Here is an 18,554-nt window from a genome sequence, read left to right on the forward strand (position 1 = left end):
GATGCCGCCCCGCGTCACGCGCGGACATGACGGCCAGCGGCCTCATCGTCTCGGCGCCGCGCTCGGGCTCGGGCAAGACGACGCTGACGCTCGGCCTGCTCGCGGCGCTGCGCGGCCGAGGCGTCGCGGTCACCGCGGCCAAGGCGGGGCCCGACTACATCGACACGGCCTTCCACGCCGCGGCCTCGGGCCGGGCCGGGCTGAACCTCGATTCCTGGGCCATGTCGCCAGCCCTGCTCGATACGCTGATGGCGGAGGCCGCGCTGGACGCGGATCTTCTGCTGATCGAGGGGGCCATGGGCCTGTTCGATGGCATCGAGGCACCGCCGGGCCGCAGCGGCGCGGGCGCGGACATCGCGGCGCGGCATGGGCTCCCCGTCCTGCTCATCGTCGACGTGTCGGGTGCGAGCCAGAGCCATGCGGCGCTCCTGCGCGGCTTCGCGACGCATGATCCGAAGGTGCGGATCGGCGGCGTCGTGCTCAACCGCGTGGGCAGCGAGCGGCACCGGCGGATGGTGGCCGATGCCGTCGCGCCGCTCGGACTGCCCATTCTCGGCGCCATTCCCCGGGACGCCCCGCCGGCCCTACCCGAACGCCATCTCGGCCTCGTGCAGGCCGAGGAGCATCCGGCGCTGGGCGCGGCGCTGGCCGCGCTGGGGGAGCACATCGCGCGGTACGTCGATCTCGATGCCGTCAGGCGGCTTGCCGCGCCGCTCGGGATTGCCGCCGCCCAGGTGCCCGGCGTGGCCGTGCCGCCGCCGGGGCAGCGCATCGCGCTGGCGCGGGATGCGGCCTTCAGCTTCGTCTATCCGCATCTGCTGGCGGCCTGGCGGCGGGGGGGGGCAGAAATCCTTCCCTTTTCCCCGCTGGCGGACGAAGCGCCGCCGGACTGCGCGGATTGCTGCTGGCTGCCTGGGGGCTATCCGGAATTGCATGGCGGCCGGCTTGCCGCCGCCTCGGGCTTCCTCGCGGGGTTGCGGCGCTTTGCGGCAGCCCGGCCCGTGCACGGGGAATGCGGCGGCCACATGGTGCTGGGCGAGGGGATCGAGGATGCGGCCGGTCAGCGTCACGGCATGGCGGGCTTGCTGGGCCATTCCACCAGCTTCGCGCGCCGGCGCATGAATCTCGGCTACCGGCGCGCCCGGATGCTGGCCGATGGCCCGATGGGCCGGGCGGGGAGCTGGCTGCGCGGCCACGAGTTCCACTATGCGACGGTCACGGATCCGGGGCGCGATATGCCGTTCGCCCTTCTCAGCGACGGCACGGGGCGGGAGCTGGGCCCGGCAGGCGGGCGGCGCGGCTTCGTCACCGGCAGCTTTTTCCACGCCATCGCTCGCGAGGAAGCATGAGCATCGGCGACCTGGCCCGCCAGCGCCTCGACGCGCTGGCCAAGCCGCGCGGCAGCCTGGGCACGCTGGAGAGGCTGGCGGTGCGCCTGGCGGAGACCCAGGGGCGCATCGATCCCGAGGCCTCGCCGCGCCGGCTCATCGTCTTTGCCGGGGATCACGGCGTCGTGGCGGAGGGCGTGGGCCTTTGGCCGGACGAGGTCACCGCCGCGATGATGCGGCTGATCCTGGAAGGGCGCGCCGGCTGTTCGGCCCTGGCGCGCGCCAGCGCGACGCCGGTGGTGCTGGTCGACGCCGGCAGCAAGGCGGAAGGCATCAGCGGCGAGGCTTATCGCGACTGGCGCGTGGCGAAGGGGACGCGCAGCTTCGCGCGCGGACCCGCGATGAGCCCGGCGGAGTTCGACGCCGCCCTCGCCTGCGGGGCCCGCGCCGCGCGGGAGGCCGCGGAGCAGGGCGTGCGCGTGCTGGCGCTGGGCGAGGTCGGCATCGGCAACACCACGACCGCGGCGGCGCTGGCCGCGCTGCTCACCGGCGCTTCGGCCGACAGCCTGATCGGCCCCGGCGCGGGCGCGACGCCCGAGAGCCTGTCGCGAAAGCGCGCCGTGGTGGGGGAGGCCGTGGCCCGGGCCCAGGCGCTGGAACCACACGCGGCGATGGCCGGGCTGGGCGGCTTCGAGATCATCGCCATCGCCGGCTGCATCCTGGAGGCCGCGCGGAACCGCCTCACGGTCGTGCTGGACGGCTTCATCGTGGGAACCGGCGCGCTGGTCGCGCAGGCGATCGATCCCGCCGCGCTGGGCTGCTGCCTGGCCGCGCACCGGAGCGCGGAACCCGGGCATGCCGTCGTGCTCGCGCAGCTCGGCCTGGAGCCGTTCCTGGAATGGGGGCTGCGGCTGGGCGAGGGCACGGGCGCCCTGCTGCTGCTGCCGATGCTGGAAGCCGCGGCCGGGCTGCTTCGCGACGTCGCGACGCTGGCCGAGGTCACCGGCCCATGATGCGGGCGGCGGCGACGGCCATCCAGTTCCTCACCCGCCTCCCGGTGCCCGGGGGTGCGGTGACCCCGGAAGCCTTCTTGCAGGAGATCGGGCGCGCGCTGCGGCTCTTTCCGCTGGTCGGCGCAGGGATCGGCGCGCTGACGGCGCTCGCGCTCTGGCTGGTCGACCTGGTGCTGCCCTTCGCGCTGGCGGTTCTGGTCGCGCTGGCCATCGAGGCGCGCCTGACCGGCGCGCTGCATGAGGATGCGCTGGCCGACCTCTGCGACGGGGCGGGTGGGGGGCGCAGCCCGGAAGATGCCTTGCGGATCATGAAGGACAGCCGCGTCGGCGCCTTCGGCGTGCTGGGCCTCGGCTTCGGGGTCGCTTTGCGCGCGGGCGGGCTGATGGCGTCGGGCGGCGCGGCGCAGGCGGCGGTGGTGCTGATCGTGGCCGGCTGCCTCGGGCGCCTGCTGATGGTCGCCGTCATGGCGGTCGTGCCGCCGGTGCCTGGCCGGGAAGGGCTGGGTGCCGCCGTCGGGCCCTCGGCCAATGCGAAAGGCCTGGGCGTTGCCGCGCTGCTCGCCGCGCCTGTGCTGTTGCTGGGGATTCTCAGCGATGCGCGCGCCATGGCGGTGGCGGGGGGCGCGGGGGTGCTGTTCCTCTTCTGGTATCGCGGATGGTTGCGGCGGCACCTCGGGGGCAGCACGGGCGATGCGGTGGGCGCGGCCGGTTATGTGGGAATCGTGATGGCGACGCTGGCTTTCGCGATGGAGCGATGAAGCGCGCCCTGCTGCTGCGGCATCCGCCCGTCGCGGCGCAGTGGGGCGGCCGCTGCTACGGCCGGACGGATGCCGGGCTGAGCGCGGAAGGCAGGGGGCAGGCGAGGCGCTGGTCCTGCGGGGATTTCGCGCGGGTCGTCACCTCGCCGGCGCGGCGCGCGCGTTGGCCGGCGGCGCTGCTCGCGCGGCGGCGCGGCCTGCCGCTGGAGATCGAACCGCGCGTCGCCGAGCGCGATTTCGGCGCCTGGGAAGGGATGAGCTGGGACTCGATCTGGCAGGCCGAGGGCGATGCCATGAATGGCATGATCGACGCCCCTGGCAGCTTTCGCCCCGGCGGCGGGGAAACCACGGCGGAACTCGCGCTCCGCGTGCTGGACTGGTGGCGTGGGATTCCGGACGAACCCATTCTCGTTATCGCCCATGGCGGGCCGATCGCGGCACTGGCGGGGTCGCTGCGAAATCTCCCGGTCCGCGAATGGCTCGGTCAGATCCCGGCGCCCGGCGAAGGGCTCCTGATCCAGGGCGATGCAGTCAGCCGCTGGAAGGCTCCCTGAGCTCCGGCAGATCGGGCGGCGGCACGCGGCCGAGCAGCAGCGGGCGGAGCGGCGGCGGGCGATCATTCTTGCCGACGAAGCCATCCGGCGCGGCCAGCCAATGGCGGGCGAATTCCAGCAGATCATCCGTGGAGGCGTCGGGGTCGAGGCCCCCGAGGAGCCAGCTCCAGCGGCCCTGTCCCGCGAAAGACACGCGGCAGCGTGCCGCGCAATTGCCGATGCAGGGTGCCGCGACCACGCGCAACCCGGCCAGGCCGGGACGCGCGGCGACCTCCTGCGCGAGGCGCGCGGCGAAAAGCTCGCCGGCCCTCACCGGGCCGCGCTTCTCGCGATCGGGATGGGTGCAAGGCGCGCAAACCTGCAGCTGCGCCGGATGACGAGAGGGGCCCAAGGCTTCGACCTTCCCAAGCATGAATGTTACTATATAACATACCAGTATGAACCAATACTCGATGTTCAATGGCTTGCGTGGCTTCGGAGCGCCTGCCTAGCATGGATGCCGCAACGGTCCCGCGCGAGCGGGTGAAAAGGGAATGCCGTGAGTCCGCCGGGGAAGTTCCTCCCCGTCCCGGGCAAGTCGGCAGCTGCCCCCGCAACTGTCAGCGGCGAGACGCTGGCCTCTTCCGCCGAAAGGCGGGCCACTGCGGCGCGAGCCGCGGGAAGGCTGGGCCAGCATCCACGACCCGCGAGCCAGGAGACCTGCCGTCGCCGGAGTGCCGAGAGGCCGCCGTAACCCACGAGGATCCGGGCGGGGTGCACCGGGGACAGGTGACGACGATGCGTATTTCCCCGGCGGCCCAGGCCGCCTTTTCTTCCGTCTGGGCTGACCGCCCGGCGCGCTTCTACGCGCATGGCATGGATCGTTCGGATTACGGGCGCCATGCGGGCGCCGCGCTGCATGCGGCGCTCGGCCGGCCGGCGAGCCTGATCGATATCGGTGCCGGCGCTGGCCACCCCGCTCTGGGCTGGGTCGAGCCGCAGGCGCCATGGTGGGCCGTCGAGCCCAACCGCTATCTGCGCGCCCGCCTCGGCCGGCTCTCGCGCACGAGCCATCCCGGGCTGCGTCCCATCGACGCGCTCTGGCAGGCCATGCCGGAACTGCCGCTTGCGGATGTGGCGTTCTGCGCGAACACCTCCGGCCCGCTCGAGGCGCCGGCGCTTTTGCTGGACCTCATGAGGGGGATGGCGACGCGCGCCGTCGCGTGGATCGTGCCGGCGCAGCGTGGGCCGAAGCGCTGGTGCCTGTCGGGCGCGCTGCCCGCGCATCTGCACGGCGAGGAGGAGCGCCCGGCCGTCACCGAGGTCCTCGCCCGCCTGGGCGAAGGCCGGCAACCCAGCCGCAGCACGCTCTTCCCCTGGAGCTTCACGGCCCGCTTCGCCTCGCGCGAGGACGCTTTCGCCCATTGCGCGATGCAACTCGGACTGGCGCCGCAGGATGCGCGCCGGAAGGCGTTGGAGGATCACCTGCAGACGGCCCTGCGGCGGTCCGATGACGGGGGATACGAGCTCTCCGCCCCGAAGCTCTCCGCCCTGCTGATCTGGGACCGCGTCTGATGCGCCGCGCTCTTTTCGCCGCGGCAGCGCTGCCGCTCGCCCTCTCCGCGCAGGCGCAGGAGGTCCGGCTCCCCATCACGCTGGACGAGATGGTCGTGACCGCGACCGGCCGGCCCGAGCCGCGCTCCAGCCTCGCCGGCACGGTGCAGATCATCGACCAGGAGACGATCCGGCGCAGCACCGCGCAGAACATGACGGATCTGCTGGCCGAGAACGCGGTCGGCTTCTTCAGCGAATGGACGCCGGGCCAGACCAGCATCAACATCCGCGGCGGCTCGACGGACGGCCAGGGGCGCGACTTCCGCTCCCAGGTGCTCGTGCTGGTGAACGGACGCCGCGCAGGCACCGCCAACCTCTCCAAGCTCAGCCCGGCCGAGGTGGAGCGCATCGAGATCATCCGCGGCCCGGCCAGCGTGGTCTATGGCAGCCAGGCGATCGGCGGCGTCATCAACCTCATCATGCGCGATGGCCGTTCCTCGCCGGGCGGCTTCGGCGAGATCGGCTTCGGCTCCTGGGGGCTGGCGGAAGGGCGCTTCCGCTACGGTACGAGCTTCCGCGATTCCGAGGCGCCCAACACTTCGGGCGGCTACAACGTGCGCGCCGGCGACCTCTATGCCGGCTTCTCCGGCGGGCGCCGCGACAATTATCGCGCGGGAAATGGCGGGCCGTCCCTGGACGGCACTCAGTGGAACAGGCTGGGCGGTGCCTTCGCCGCGGGGGTGGAGACCCGTATCGGGCGCATCGGCACCTCCATCCGCACGGACGGCACCTACGACACGGGTTTCCTGGGCTCGGCCTGGAACACCTCGAACCTCGAGGAACGCACCAACACATCGGCCGACCTGTTCCTCGACGGCGCGACGGCGGATGGACGTTTCCGCTGGAATCTCCAGGGCTATGCGGTGCGGGACGTCGACAATCTGCGCTGGCGCTCCCCGATCCAGCGCAGCTCGGCGGGTTTGCCCGTGCCGGGCACGGACCATGACGACAACCGCCGCGTGCTCGACATCTTCGGGACGCGGTTGCAGCCCTCGATGCGGCTCTGGAAGGGGGCGGACCTGCTGGTCGGCCTGGATCTGGAGCGTTCGGTGCTGCGGTCCACGCGCAACCGCGTCTCGTTGCCGGGCGGCCCCACGGGGCAGGTCGCGCCCATGGACAACAACCAGACGGACATGAATGCCGGGCTCTACACGGAGCTCTCGCAGGTCTTGTTCGACGATCGCGTGACGGTGCGCGCGGGCGTGCGCCAGACCTGGGGCAACACGGCCTTCGACCCCACGCCGAACCTGCCCCTGCAGCGCACCGGCAGCGCCGACTACGACGCGACCACCTGGTCTGCCGGCGCATCCTATCGGCCCGTGCCATCCGTCGCGCTGCGCTTCAACGCCGCGACGGGCTACCGCGCGCCGACGGCAACCGAGCTCGCGGCGGATTTCACCGCGCTTGGCGGAGGCCGCACCTTCGGAAATCCCAACCTGAAGCCGGAAACCAACCTGCAGTACGAGGTGGGCGCCGCGCTCTTCCGGCCGGGGTTCCGAGCTGACCTCGCGCTGTTCCAGAACACCATCTCCGACCGCATCATCACCCGCACGCGGCGCAACGACAGCACGACCAGCGACTACGCCAACAATGCCGGCGACGTGCTGGTGCGGGGCCTGGAGCTGCAGCTGGAGGCCGATCTCGCGCGGTTCTTCGGCATCAGCAGCGTGAACTGGCGTGCGACGGCGAACGGCTCCTGGAACTTCGACATGCGCGACGACGGCGCCTCGTCGACGGCCAATACGCGGAATGTCGAGCGCATGTACCGCTACCAGGCGGCGCTCACGACCACGGTGGGGCAGCCACGCTGGGACGTGACGTTGCAAGGTATCCTGCGCGGACCGGTCTACTACAACACCGAGGAGAACCTGCTGATCCCGCAGGGCGAGCCTTTCCGCGACTATGTTCATCGCAAGGGCGCCTTCTGGGTCTTCAATCTGCGCGGCAGCTTCCAGCCCTTGCCGGAGACGGCGCCGAACGTCCGTGTCTATGGCGCCATCAACAACCTGCTCGACAAGAACTACCACGCGCTCTTCATCGCGACCGCGTCGCAGCCCTTCATCGGCGATGCGCGCTTCTCGAATGGCGGGCTCGGCAATTCCGCGCCGGGGCGGGAGTTCATCGGCGGGTTGAGGTTCACCTTCTGATGCGTCGCCGCGCCTTCCTCGCCGCGCCGCTCGCCCTCGCGGCGGGCAGCGCGCGCGCGGAGGGCTGGCCGCGTGCGGTTGAGGATGGGCTGGGACGGCGCGTGGAGATCGCCTCGCCGCCCCAGCGCATCGTCGCGATTTTTGCCTCCAATGTGGAGATGCTGGCGTCGCTCGGCCTCGTGCCGCGTATCGTCGGCATCGAGGCCTATACGCGCTTCCCGCCGGAGGTCGCGCGGCTGCCTCTGGTCGGGGGCAGGCTCGGCTTCTCCGTGGAAGCCGTGGCGCGGCTCTCGCCGGATCTCGTCGTGATGACGCCCGCGCGCCAGGCGGCGCACCTGTTGACGGAGCCGCTGGCCCGTATCGGCATCCCGAGCCTGGTGGTCACCCATGCGAGCCTGGCGCGCATCTTCGCCAATATCGAGATGCTGGGCCGCGCCACCGGAACCGAGGATCGGGCCGCGCGCCTGCTGACCGGCCTGCCGGCGCGGCTCGACGCGGTCGCGGCACGCATCGCGGGCCGCCCTCCCGTGCGCGTGTTCCTGGAGACCTCTTCGGCGGGGCGTGGTGCCTATGGCACCGCGCGGCCGGGCACCTACACCATGGACATCCTGCTGCGTGCCGGCGGGGTGGCGGCGCTGCCGCCCCTGCCGGAGGCCGGGCCCGCACAGGTCTCGGGCGAGGCCATCCTGCGTGCCGATCCGGAGGTCTACCTTGTCGCCGGTCGTCCCGACCAGGCCGCCGAGGTTCAGCGGCGCCCGGGCTTCGATGGCGTCGCCGCCATCCGGGAAGGCCGTGTCCGTGTCGTTTCGCGCGCCGAGCTGCTGATCCCGGGCCCGCGCGCGGTGGACGGCGTGGAAAGCGTTGCGCGCATCCTGCACCCGGATGCGTTTTCGTGAGCTGGCTGTTTCCGCTCCTGGGCTTCGCGCTCGGCCTCATGCTGGGGTCGGAGACCCTGAGCCCGGCAGAGCTCTGGGCCCTGGCCGCCCATCCGGCCTCGCCCATGTCGCATCTGATCTGGCAATGGCGGCTGCCGCGCGTGCTGGCGGCGGGCTGCGTGGGCGCGTTGCTGGCGCTGGGCGGGGCGGTCTTCCAGGGCGTGTTCCGCAATCCGCTGGCGGAGCCTTATCTGCTCGGCAGCGCGGGGGGCGCGGCTGTGGGCGCGACCGTCGCGCTGCTGGTGGCGCTGCCGTTGCCGTCAGGCGTTGTGTTGCCGCTGCTGGCCTTCCTCGGCGCTTGGGGTGCGACCTGGCTGGTCCTGGCACTGGCGCGGCTCACTGGAAGGCCGTCCATCGCGGCCCTCTTGCTGGCCGGCGTGGCAGTCGCGGCGGTTCTGGGCGCCCTGCGCTCCTTCCTGATGCTGGCTCTCTCGGACGAGACGGTCAGCCTGCAGGCTGTGCTGTCCTGGGCGCTGGGCGGCGTGCAGACCCCCTCATGGCCGGAACTGGGCGTGCTCGGCGCGATGACGGCGGCGGGGCTTGTCCTTTGCCTCTCGCTCGCGCGCGGCCTCGACCTTCTGGGGCTGGGCGAGGGCGTAGCCGAGGGCTTCGGCCTGCCCGTGCGGCGCTTCGTGGCGCTCGCGGTCCTGGCCGCGGCGTTCATCGTCGCCGTCTCGACCGTCTGGGGTGGCTTGGTGGGCTTTGTCGGCCTGATGGCGCCGCATGTCGCGCGGTGGCGCCATGGACCCCTGCACCGGGCGATGATGCCACGGGCCGCCGCCGTCGGCGCCGGGCTCGCCATGCTGTGCGACGGCATCGCCCGCGCGGCGCTGCCGCCGGCCGAAATCCCGCTCGGGCTCGTGACGGCGTTGATCGGCGGGCCGTTCTTCCTGCTCATCCTGGCCCGGGAGGTGCGGCGTGGCTGAGGCGTTGCTCTCCGGGCAGGGGCTCGGCTACTCGGCCGGCGAGGCACCGCTGCTTCGTGACGTCTCGGCTGAGCTGCGGGGCGGCTCGGTGCTCGGTATCATCGGGCCCAACGGGGCGGGGAAATCCACGCTGGTGCGGCTGCTCATCGGCCAGCTCTTGCCGGCCGCCGGCCAGGTGACGCTGAAGGGACGCCCGCTGGCGGCCTGGCCGCGGCGGGAGCGCGCGCGGCTGATCGGGCATCTGCCACAGCATTTCGAGCCGCATTGGGACTATCGGGTGGAGGAGCTGCTCCGCCTTGGCCTGGACCGTGCCGGGCCGGGCGCGCCCGGGCTGCGCGAGCTGGCGGATCGTTTCGAGCTCGGCGCGCTGCTGCGGCGCACCTGGTCCACGCTTTCCGGCGGCGAGCGGGCCAGGGCCCTGGCCGCCTCCGTCCTCGCGCCCGACCCGCCCGTCGTCCTGGCCGATGAGCCGGCCGCCGCGCTCGATGTCGGGCAGGCGGCGGCGCTCATGGCGCGGCTGCGGGATCTGGCGCGGAAGGGGGCTGCGGTCGCGGTCGTGGTGCACGACCTCAACCTCGCCGCCCGCTGGTGCGACCGCTTGCTGCTGTTGGAAGGCGGTCGCGCGGCGATGGAAGCGCGCCCGGACGAGGTCCTGGGCGCGCCGGAACTGGACCGCGTCTTCGCCACGCGTTTCCGGCGCGTGGCCCTCCCCGGGGGCGGAATGCTGCTCGCGCCCGGAGATTGAGCGGGGCGGATGGCATTCGGGCCGGTCCGGCGCTAAGTTGTCCGGCTCTCATGGCCGGACCGCTGGCCCAACGTTGATCACAGGACTCGCCCTCATGCCCCAGTACCGTTCGCGTACCACCACCCACGGCCGCAACATGGCGGGTGCCCGCGGCCTTTGGCGCGCCACGGGCATGAAGGACGGCGATTTCGGCAAGCCCATCATCGCCATCGCGAACAGCTTCACGCAGTTCGTCCCCGGACACGTCCATCTGAAGGATCTCGGCCAGCTCGTGGCGCGCGAGATCGAGGCGGCGGGCGGCGTCGCCAAGGAGTTCAATACCATCGCGGTCGATGACGGCATCGCCATGGGCCATGACGGGATGCTCTACAGCCTCCCCTCGCGCGAGCTGATCGCCGACGCCGTGGAGTACATGGTCAACGCCCACTGCGCCGACGCGCTGGTCTGCATCTCCAACTGCGACAAGATCACCCCGGGCATGCTGATGGCGACGATGCGCCTTAACATCCCGACCATCTTCGTCTCCGGCGGCCCGATGGAGGCCGGCAAGGTCGTGCTGCGCGGTAAGAAGCGGAAGGTGGACCTGATCGACGCGATGATCGTCGCCGCCGACAGCAACGTGACCGACGAGGAAGTGGATGCCATGGAGCGCTCCGCCTGCCCGACCTGCGGCTCGTGCTCGGGCATGTTCACGGCCAATTCGATGAACTGCCTCACCGAGGCGCTCGGCCTCGCGCTGCCTGGCAACGGCACGGTGCTGGCCACGCATTCCGACCGCAAGCGCCTCTTCCTCGAGGCCGGCCGCCGCATCGTCGAGATCACGCGCCGCCACTACGAGACGGAGGACTTCTCGGTCCTGCCGCGCAACATCGCGACGGTCGCGGCCTTCGAGAACGCGATGACGCTGGACATCGCCATGGGCGGCTCCACCAACACGGTGCTGCACCTGCTGGCGGCCGCGCATGAGGGCGAGGTGCCCTTCTCCATGGCCGATATCGACCGTCTCTCGCGCCGCGTGCCGGTGCTGTGCAAGGTGGCGCCCTCCGTCGCCGACGTGCATGTCGAGGACGTGCACCACGCCGGCGGTATCATGGGAATCCTCGGCGAGCTGGAGCGCGGCGGCCTCATCGATACATCCGTCAGCCGCGTGGACGCGCCGACGCTCGGCGAGGCGCTGGAGAGCTGGGACGTTCGCCGCACGGTGGACAACAAGGTGCCCGAGTTCTTCTGCGCGGCGCCCGGCGGCGTGCCGACCCAGGTGGCCTTCTCGCAGTCCGAGCGCTGGGAAGAGCTGGACCTGGACCGCGAGAAGGGCGTGATCCGCGACATGGAGCACGCCTTCTCCAAGGATGGCGGCCTCGCGGTGCTCTACGGCAACATCGCCGCCGACGGCTGCATCGTGAAGACCGCGGGCGTGGACGCGGCGATCCTGAAGTTCACGGGCCCCGCGCGTGTCTTCGAGAGCCAGGACGCGGCGGTCGAAGGCATCCTGGGCGGCGCGGTGAAGGCGGGCGATGTCGTTGTCGTGCGCTACGAAGGACCGCGCGGCGGGCCGGGCATGCAGGAGATGCTGTACCCGACGAGCTACCTGAAGTCGAAGGGGCTCGGGAAGGTCTGCGCGCTGGTGACGGATGGCCGCTTCTCGGGCGGTTCCTCGGGCCTCTCCATCGGTCACCTCTCGCCGGAAGCGGCCGAGGGCGGCCCGATCGGCCTCGTCGAGGATGGGGACCTGATCGAGATCGACATCCCGAACCGCACCATCCATCTGGCCGTCTCGGATGAGGAGATGGCGCATCGCCGCGCGAAGATGGAAGAGAAGGGCGATGCCGCGTGGCAGCCCGCGCAGCCGCGCAAGCGCAACGTGACGACCGCGCTCAAGGCCTATGGCGCGCTGGCGAGCAGCGCGGCCAAGGGCGCGGTGCGCGATCTCTCGGCGCTTAAGCGCCGCTGAGTTTGGTGGCGTCAACGCTCCGCGCCACTTCCGGCGTGGAGCGTTGGCGCACGAATAGGGCTGTTCTCCTCGCATCTCCGGGCGTAGCCTTTTCGCCAGCATCCCGAGCAACGGGATCACGCGGCGAATGGGAGCGATCACGGAAGCGACGATGACAGACATCCGATACCTTGCCCCAAGCACGCTCGACGACGCGGTCCGCGCTTTCGCGGCCACGGAGGGCGCGCGCATCCTGGCCGGCGGAACCGACCTGCTGGTGCAGATGCGCTCCGGCGCGATCCGCCCCGCGGCCATCATCGACATCAAGAAGATCGAGGAGATGACGGCCATCTCCGAGGGCGCCGACGGCAGCTTCACCATCGGTGCGGCCGTCTCCGGCGCGGCGCTGGCCGAGCATCCGCGCTTCGGGCAGGCCTGGCCTGGCGTGCTGGAGGCCGTGAACCTCATCGGCTCGACTCAGGTGCAGGGGCGCGCCTCGCCGGGCGGCAATCTCTGCAACGGCTCGCCCGCGGGCGACAGCGTGCCGGCCATGGTCGCGGCCGGCGCGGTGGTCACGGTGCAGGGGCCGAATGGCAGGCGGCAGATGCCGGTCGAGGCGGTGCCGAAAGGGCCCGGCCGCACCAATCTGGCGCCGGGAGAAATTCTGGTCAGCTTCACGCTACCCGCGCGCTCGAAGGGCTCGGCCGACGCCTATCTTCGGATGATCCCGCGCACGGAAATGGATATCGCCGTGGTGGGGCTCGGCGTCAGCCTGACGCTGGAGGGCGGCACGGTGACCGCCGCGCGCGTCGGTCTCGGCGCTGTCGCGCCGACGGTGCTGCTGGTTGCGGACGCGGCCAAGGCGCTCATCGGCTCGAAGCTGGACGACGCGGCGCTGGAGGCCGCTGCAGCCGCCTGCCGCGCCGCCTGCAATCCCATCAACGACAAGCGCGGCACCATCGCCTATCGCATCAAGGCCGCGGGTGTCCTGCTCAAGCGCACGGCCATGATCGCTGCCGAACGCGCGAAGGGGACCTGAGAACATGGCGAAGCTGCACGTCTCGACCACCATCAACGGCGAACCTGCCGAATTCCTGGCCGACCCGCATCAGAGCCTGCTGGATGCGCTGCGCGGCACGCTCGGCCTGACCGGCACGAAGGAGGGCTGCGGCACCGGCGACTGCGGGGCCTGCTCCGTCATGCTGGACGGACGGCTCGTCTGCTCCTGCCTCGTGCTCGCGCCCGAGGTGGAGGGCAAGGAGATCTCGACCATCGAAGGCATGGCCGAGGGCGAGGAACTGCACCCCCTGCAGCAGAAGTTCCTGGAGATGGCCGCGCTCCAGTGCGGCATTTGCACGCCGGGGGTTCTCATGGCCTCGCGCGCGCTGCTCGAGCGCAATCCGGATCCGTCGGAGACGGAGGTGCGCTTCTGGCTCGCGGGCAATCTCTGCCGCTGCACCGGTTACGACAAGATCGTGCGCGCCGTGCTCGACACCGCCGCCGAGATGAGGGAGGCCGCGCGATGAACGTCATCAGCAACAAGTGGATCGGCCAGCGCACCATCCGGCCGGACGGCGCCGACAAGGTGACGGGCCGCGCCGCCTACGCCGCCGACACCAACATGCCCGGCATGATCTGGGGCAAGGTGCTTCGCAGCCCGCACGCGCATGCGAAGATCCTGGCCATCGACACGTCGAAGGCCGAGAAGCTGCCGGGCGTGAAGGCGGTGGTCACCGCGAAGGACGTGGTGGAGTTCCCGCTCGACAAGTCCGTGATGCTCGGCATTCAGGACATGCGCTGGATGTGCCGCAACGTGATGGCGCGCGAGAAGGCGCTGTTCCATGGCCATCCCGTCGCCGCCGTCGCCGCCATCAGCGAAGAGATCGCGGCCGAGGCCTGCAAGCTCATCGAGGTGCAGTACGAAGTCCTTCCGCACGTCATCGAGATCGATGATGCGCTGAAGCCGGACGCCCCCATCCTCCACGATTTTCTGCAGTTCGACGGCAAGCCTTCCAACATCGCCGGCAAGCTGGAGCACAAGCTCGGCGACATCGAGGAAGGCTTCGCCAAGGCCGATGTCATCATCGAGCGCAGCTTCGACACGCGCCCGGTGCATCAGGGCTACATCGAGCCGCATGCCTGTCTGGTCAGCGTCTCGGGCGACGGCAAGGCGACGATCTGGAGCTCCAGCCAGGGCCAGTTCATGGTCCGCGCCATGACGGCGCTGCTGACGGGCATTCCGCAGAGCGACATCCGCGCCATCCCGGCCGAGATCGGCGGCGGCTTCGGCGGCAAGACGATCATCTACCTGGAGCCGGTGGCCGTCCTGCTGTCCAAGAAGTCGGGGCGGCCGGTGAAGATGGCCATGTCGCGCGAGGAGGTCTTCCGCGCCTCCGGCCCGACCTCCGGCTCCAAGAGCACGGTGAAGATCGGCGCGACGAAGGACGGCAAGATCGTCGCGGGGCAGGGGACGTTCTACCTGCAGGCAGGCGCGCTGCCGGGCTCGCCCATCCGCGGCGCGGCGGGCTGCGCCTTCGCGCCCTACGACATCCCGAACGTGCTTTCGACCGGCTTCGACGTGGTGTCCAACCGCTCCAAGGTCGCGGCCTACCGCGCCCCGGGCGCGCCCATCGGCGCCTATGCCGTGGAGTGCGTGCTGGACGAGGTCGCCGAGGCGCTGAAGATGGACCCGCTGGAGTTCCGCCTGAAGAACGCGGCGCGCCAGGGCACCAAGGCGGCGCATGGGCCGGTCTATCCGGTGATCGGCTTCGTGGACACGATCGAGGCGGCGCTCGCGCATCCGCATTACCAGGCGCCGCTGGGCCAGTTCCAGGGGCGGGGCGTGGCCAGCGGCTTCTGGTTCAATGCGGGTGGCGAGAGCAGCGCGCAGGTGAACATCACCGAGGACGGCAATGTGGTCGTGACCACCGGCCATCCGGATATCGGCGGTTCCCGCGCCTCCATCGCCAACATCACGGCGGAACTGCTGGGAATCGACTACAAGCGCGTCTCGGTGCTGATCGGCGATACGGCGACCATCGGCTATTCGAATCTCACGGGCGGCAGCCGCGTGCTTTTCGCCTCGGCGATGGTGGTCACGCAATCCACCGAGAAGGTCGTGAAGACGTTGTGCGAGCGCGCCGCGAAGATCTGGAAGATCGACCCCGACGCGGTGGTCTGGGAGGATGGCGAGGCGCGGCCGGCCGGCGAGAACGCCGGCAAGTTCCCCGCGCTTTCCCTCGCGCAGATCGCGGCCAAGGCGAGCGAGACGGGCGGGCCGATCGGCGCCGGCGTGCAGCTCAACACCACGGGCGCCGAGGGCGGCTTCGCGACGCATGTCTGCGACGTCGAGGTGGACCCGGATCTCGGGATCGTGCGCGTGGTGCGCTACACCTCCTTCCAGGATGTGGGACGCGCGGTGCATCCGAGCTACGTCGAGGGCCAGATGCAGGGCGGTGCCGCGCAAGGAATTGGCTGGGCGCTCAGCGAGGAATATCTCTACGACAAGAACGGGAAGGTCGATAACGCGAGCTTCCTCGACTACCGCATGCCTGTCTGCTCCGACCTGCCGATGCTCGACACGGTGATGATCGAAGTGCCGAACCCGAAGCATCCGCAGGGCGTGCGCGGCGTGGGCGAGGTGCCGCTGGTGCCGCCGCTCGCGGCCGTGGCCAACGCGGTGGCGAATGCGCTGGGCAAGCGCTTCTACAGCCTGCCCATGTCGCCCCCGCGTATCGCCGAGGCCATGGACGGCTAGCGCGCTCCTGGCGGCTTCTGCCGGAGCGTGAGCCCCGGCAGGATCGCCAGCAGGCAGGCCAGGCCCACGGCCAGGAAGGCGTCGCGGAAGCCCATCAGCCCCGCCTGGGCTTCGACCATGCGCGTGATGAAGTCATGCGCGGCGTCGCGGCGCACGACCTCGGGCAGTCCGCCTTGCGTGTACAGGTTCTCCAGCAGGCGCCGCACCTCCAGCGTCGCGGTGCCGCCGTCGATGGTGCTGTTCAGCAGGTCGGCATGGAGCTGCGTCCGGCGCTCCATGTAGACGGCGATGAGGTTGGTGCCGAAGGCCCCGCCCAGCATGCGGAAGAAGTTGATGCTGCCCGCGCCCTGTCCCAGCAGCGAGGGCGGCAGCGCCCGCATTGCGCCGACATTCATGTTCGGCATGGTAAGGCCGAGCCCGACCCGCCCGATCAGGATCCACATGCCGAGCTGCCAGAAGGAACTGTCGGTCCCGACGCCGGAGATCAGCCAGCTCGAATAGGCGAAGAGGGCGAGGCCCGTGCAGACCGGCAGCCAGGGCGGCAGGAAATCCGCGAGCCGCCCGGCCAGGAGGAAGGCGAAGGCCACCGCGAAGCCCGCCGGCATCAGGATCAGCCCCGAGCGCGTGGGCGTGTAGCCCTGCACCACCTGCACCAGCAGCGGGATGAGATAGGTCGAGCCGAAGATCGCCGCGCCATAGATGAATGCGACCAGGGCGGCGCCCGCGAAGCCCCAGTGCCCGAAGAGCCGCAGGTCCATCAGGGGCGATCGCGAGAATCCCTGCCAGACCACGAAGGCCACGGTGGAGATCGCCGCCGCCGTCAGCTCGATCAGCACCCGGTCCGAATCCCAGCCGTAATGCTGCCCGTTGGTGAGGCCGGAAAGCAGGCTCCCGATAGCGATGGTCAGCAGCACCGCGCCCCACCAGTCGAAGGCGCGCGTCCCTGCGGAAAGCCGCCCCGGCATGAAGGCCAGGCCCATGACGAGGCCGAGGAGGGCCGTCGGCAGCGAGAGGAAGAAGACCGCGTGCCAGGAATAGTGATCCACCAGCACGCCGCCCAGCGTGGGCCCGATGGCGGGCGCCATCACCACGCCGAAGCTGAAGAGGCCCATGGCGGTCCCGCGCCGCTCCGGCGGAAAGACCAGGAAGATGATCTGCATGGAGAGCGGCTGCAGCAGGCCGGCCGAACCGCCCTGCAGCACGCGGCACACCACCATCACGCCCGTATCCGTGGCCAGCCCGGCGAGGATGGACGACACGACGAAGACCGCGATGGAGCCGACATAGGTGACGCGGAAGCCCACCCGGTCCACCGACCAGGCGTTCAGCAGCATGAAGCCCGTATTGGCCGCGAGGAAGCCGGTGGAGAGCAGCTGCCCTTCCTCGTGCCCCATGCCCAGCGCGCCCATGATGTCCGGCAGCGCCACGACGACGATGGTGGAGGAGAGGATGCAGGAGATGGTGCCGGTCAGCGCCGTCAGCGTCACCCACCAGCGATAGGCGGGGCCGTAGCGGGCGAACATCGCCTCGATGGAGGCGCCGCCCGCCGTGCTACTCACGCGCCTCTGCCTCCACGCGGACCAGCATGCCTGGGCGCAGCAGGCCGGGGCGCGGCGGCGGTTCCAGCCGCACGCGGATGGGCAGCCGCTGGGTGATGCGCGTGAAGTTGCCGCTGGGGTTGGGGCTGGGCAGAAGGGCGAACTCGCTTGTCGCCGCCTCCACCACGCGGTCCACCACGCCGTCGAAGACCTGGCCGGGCCAGGCGTCGACGGTCACGCGCACCGGGCGTCCGGGACGGAAGTAGCGGACCTCCGTCTCCTTCACATTGGCCTCGATGCGGATCTGGGCGGGATTGTGGACCAGGATGATGCGCTGGCCGGCAAGCACATACTCGCCCGGATCGACGAAGATGCGGTCTACCACGCCGTCGAACGGCATCCGCATGGTGCGGTCGCCGAGATCCAGGGCCGCACGGTCTCGGGTTGCGGTCAGCTCCCGCTCCTGCGGGACCAGGGCCTCGAGCTGGCGGGAGATCACGTCCACTTCGGCGCGGGAAGCGAGGGCGGCGGCCATCAGGGCTTCGGCATTGCGGATCTCGGCGGCGGCGGAGATCACCTTCTGGCGCGAGGTGTCGAGGCCGGCACGCAGGCGCTCGAAGCTCTGGCGGGTCCCGGCGCCCGTGGCGATGAGGCCCTGGGCACGGCCGAGTTCCGCCTCGGCGAAGACACGCTCGGCCTCGGCGGCGGGCAGGGCGGCGCGGGCTGAATCGAGGCGGGCGGCCGCGGCCTCGTGCTGGCTGGTGCTCGTCCGGTCCACCAGCGCGAGGCGCGCCTCGAGCTCCGCCCGGCGGGCCGCGATTCCGGCGATGCGGGCGTTCAGCTCCTCCACGGCCAGGGTGGCCTCGCGGGCATCCATCTGCACCAGCAGATCCCCCTCGCGCAGGCTGTCGCCGGCCGTGGGCGGGATCTGCTGCACCCAGCCCGGCACGCGGCTGGCCAGCGTGATCATGTCCGAGGCCACACGGGCATCGTCCAGCACCACATGGTGGAACTGCCAGTGGAGCCAGCGGAAGCCGAAGCCGAGCCCGGCGAGGATGGCGAGGGCGAAGAACAGGGCGCGCAGACGGCGCTGCCGCGGTTTTCGTACCTCCGAGTGATCGACGCCTTCCTGCGCGGCGCGCTTGGGCGGCCCGATATCCATCTGCAACGATTCCCAGTCCGCCGATCCGGGGCGGCAACCCCAAGTTGCGATCATATGACCAGAAACTTGTCCGAGCCAATCCGGACCAGGGCGGAAACTCCTGGCAGGCCTGCCTAAATTCGCCAGGGAAGATTACCGGGCGGACAGGCAGCGAAGGGATTGCGCGCG

At 70.9% G+C, this 18,554-nt stretch carries 16 protein-coding genes and 1 riboswitch; of the genes, 13 read left to right on the top strand and 3 right to left on the bottom strand.

Annotation, left to right across the window (positions count from 1 at the left end; translation table 11 throughout):
- Nucleotides 1-26: 26 nt before the first annotated feature.
- Genes WJM96_RS14505 through WJM96_RS14520 form a run of 4 tightly spaced genes read left to right on the top strand, consistent with a single transcriptional unit; the run spans nt 27 to nt 3,653 of the window.
- Nucleotides 27-1,349 (top strand): cobyrinate a,c-diamide synthase, encoded by a 1,323-nt coding sequence (locus WJM96_RS14505; RefSeq protein WP_424813229.1) that lies wholly within the window; start codon nt 27-29, stop codon nt 1,347-1,349.
- Nucleotides 1,346-2,341, top strand: a complete 996-nt coding sequence (gene cobT, locus WJM96_RS14510; protein WP_424813230.1) for a nicotinate-nucleotide--dimethylbenzimidazole phosphoribosyltransferase — start codon at nt 1,346-1,348, stop codon at nt 2,339-2,341. Before WJM96_RS14505 ends, cobT begins: the two co-directional genes overlap by 4 nt.
- Nucleotides 2,338-3,099, top strand: coding sequence for an adenosylcobinamide-GDP ribazoletransferase (locus WJM96_RS14515; protein ID WP_424813231.1), 762 nt, complete (start codon nt 2,338-2,340; stop codon nt 3,097-3,099). The genes cobT and WJM96_RS14515 overlap by 4 nt, the downstream gene beginning before the upstream one ends.
- Nucleotides 3,096-3,653 (top strand): histidine phosphatase family protein, encoded by a 558-nt coding sequence (locus WJM96_RS14520; protein ID WP_424813232.1) that lies wholly within the window; start codon nt 3,096-3,098, stop codon nt 3,651-3,653. Before WJM96_RS14515 ends, WJM96_RS14520 begins: the two co-directional genes overlap by 4 nt.
- Here WJM96_RS14520 and WJM96_RS14525 read toward each other — a convergent pair.
- Entirely contained in the window at nt 3,631-4,065 is a 435-nt protein-coding gene (locus WJM96_RS14525; protein WP_424813233.1) for a DUF1636 family protein, read from the bottom strand. The genes WJM96_RS14520 and WJM96_RS14525 overlap by 23 nt on opposite strands.
- Before the next feature lie 76 nt (nt 4,066-4,141).
- Nucleotides 4,142-4,374: riboswitch (cobalamin riboswitch) on the top strand.
- 56 nt (nt 4,375-4,430) lie between these two features.
- Here WJM96_RS14525 and WJM96_RS14530 point away from each other — a divergent pair.
- The 9 genes from WJM96_RS14530 (at nt 4,431) to WJM96_RS14570 (ending at nt 15,686) form a co-directional block, all read left to right on the top strand.
- Nucleotides 4,431-5,207 carry a hypothetical protein gene (locus WJM96_RS14530; RefSeq protein WP_424813234.1) on the top strand — a complete coding sequence of 259 codons (777 nt, stop codon included), beginning with the start codon at nt 4,431-4,433 and terminating at the stop codon, nt 5,205-5,207.
- Nucleotides 5,207-7,393, top strand: a complete 2,187-nt coding sequence (locus tag WJM96_RS14535) for a TonB-dependent receptor (RefSeq protein WP_424813235.1) — start codon at nt 5,207-5,209, stop codon at nt 7,391-7,393. Before WJM96_RS14530 ends, WJM96_RS14535 begins: the two co-directional genes overlap by 1 nt.
- The gene (locus WJM96_RS14540) at nt 7,393-8,289 is read left to right on the top strand and encodes an ABC transporter substrate-binding protein (RefSeq protein WP_424813236.1); all 897 of its coding nucleotides are present in this window, start codon (nt 7,393-7,395) and stop codon (nt 8,287-8,289) included. Before WJM96_RS14535 ends, WJM96_RS14540 begins: the two co-directional genes overlap by 1 nt.
- A complete protein-coding gene (locus tag WJM96_RS14545) occupies nt 8,286-9,254 on the top strand; it encodes a FecCD family ABC transporter permease (protein ID WP_424813237.1) in 969 nt (322 codons plus the stop codon). The genes WJM96_RS14540 and WJM96_RS14545 overlap by 4 nt, the downstream gene beginning before the upstream one ends.
- Nucleotides 9,247-9,999, top strand: a complete 753-nt coding sequence (locus WJM96_RS14550; protein ID WP_424813238.1) for an ABC transporter ATP-binding protein — start codon at nt 9,247-9,249, stop codon at nt 9,997-9,999. The genes WJM96_RS14545 and WJM96_RS14550 overlap by 8 nt, the downstream gene beginning before the upstream one ends.
- A gap of 94 nt (nt 10,000-10,093) precedes the next feature.
- Nucleotides 10,094-11,950, top strand: coding sequence for a dihydroxy-acid dehydratase (gene ilvD, locus WJM96_RS14555; protein ID WP_424813239.1), 1,857 nt, complete (start codon nt 10,094-10,096; stop codon nt 11,948-11,950).
- 151 nt (nt 11,951-12,101) lie between these two features.
- Nucleotides 12,102-12,968, top strand: coding sequence for an FAD binding domain-containing protein (locus WJM96_RS14560; RefSeq protein WP_424813240.1), 867 nt, complete (start codon nt 12,102-12,104; stop codon nt 12,966-12,968).
- Nucleotides 12,969-12,972: 4 nt separating this feature from the next.
- A complete protein-coding gene (locus WJM96_RS14565) occupies nt 12,973-13,455 on the top strand; it encodes a (2Fe-2S)-binding protein (protein ID WP_424813241.1) in 483 nt (160 codons plus the stop codon).
- Nucleotides 13,452-15,686, top strand: a complete 2,235-nt coding sequence (locus WJM96_RS14570; protein ID WP_424813242.1) for a xanthine dehydrogenase family protein molybdopterin-binding subunit — start codon at nt 13,452-13,454, stop codon at nt 15,684-15,686. Before WJM96_RS14565 ends, WJM96_RS14570 begins: the two co-directional genes overlap by 4 nt.
- Here WJM96_RS14570 and WJM96_RS14575 read toward each other — a convergent pair.
- Nucleotides 15,683-17,245 carry a DHA2 family efflux MFS transporter permease subunit gene (locus WJM96_RS14575; protein WP_424813243.1) on the bottom strand — a complete coding sequence of 521 codons (1,563 nt, stop codon included), beginning with the start codon at nt 17,243-17,245 and terminating at the stop codon, nt 15,683-15,685. The two genes, WJM96_RS14570 and WJM96_RS14575, sit on opposite strands and share 4 nt — an antisense overlap.
- Nucleotides 17,238-18,386 (bottom strand): HlyD family secretion protein, encoded by a 1,149-nt coding sequence (locus WJM96_RS14580; RefSeq protein ID WP_424813244.1) that lies wholly within the window; start codon nt 18,384-18,386, stop codon nt 17,238-17,240. The genes WJM96_RS14575 and WJM96_RS14580 overlap by 8 nt, the downstream gene beginning before the upstream one ends.
- Between the last annotated feature and the right edge of the window lie 168 nt (nt 18,387-18,554).

The organism is Roseococcus sp. YIM B11640 (assembly GCF_049727625.1).
GTDB lineage: Bacteria > Pseudomonadota > Alphaproteobacteria > Acetobacterales > Acetobacteraceae > Roseococcus.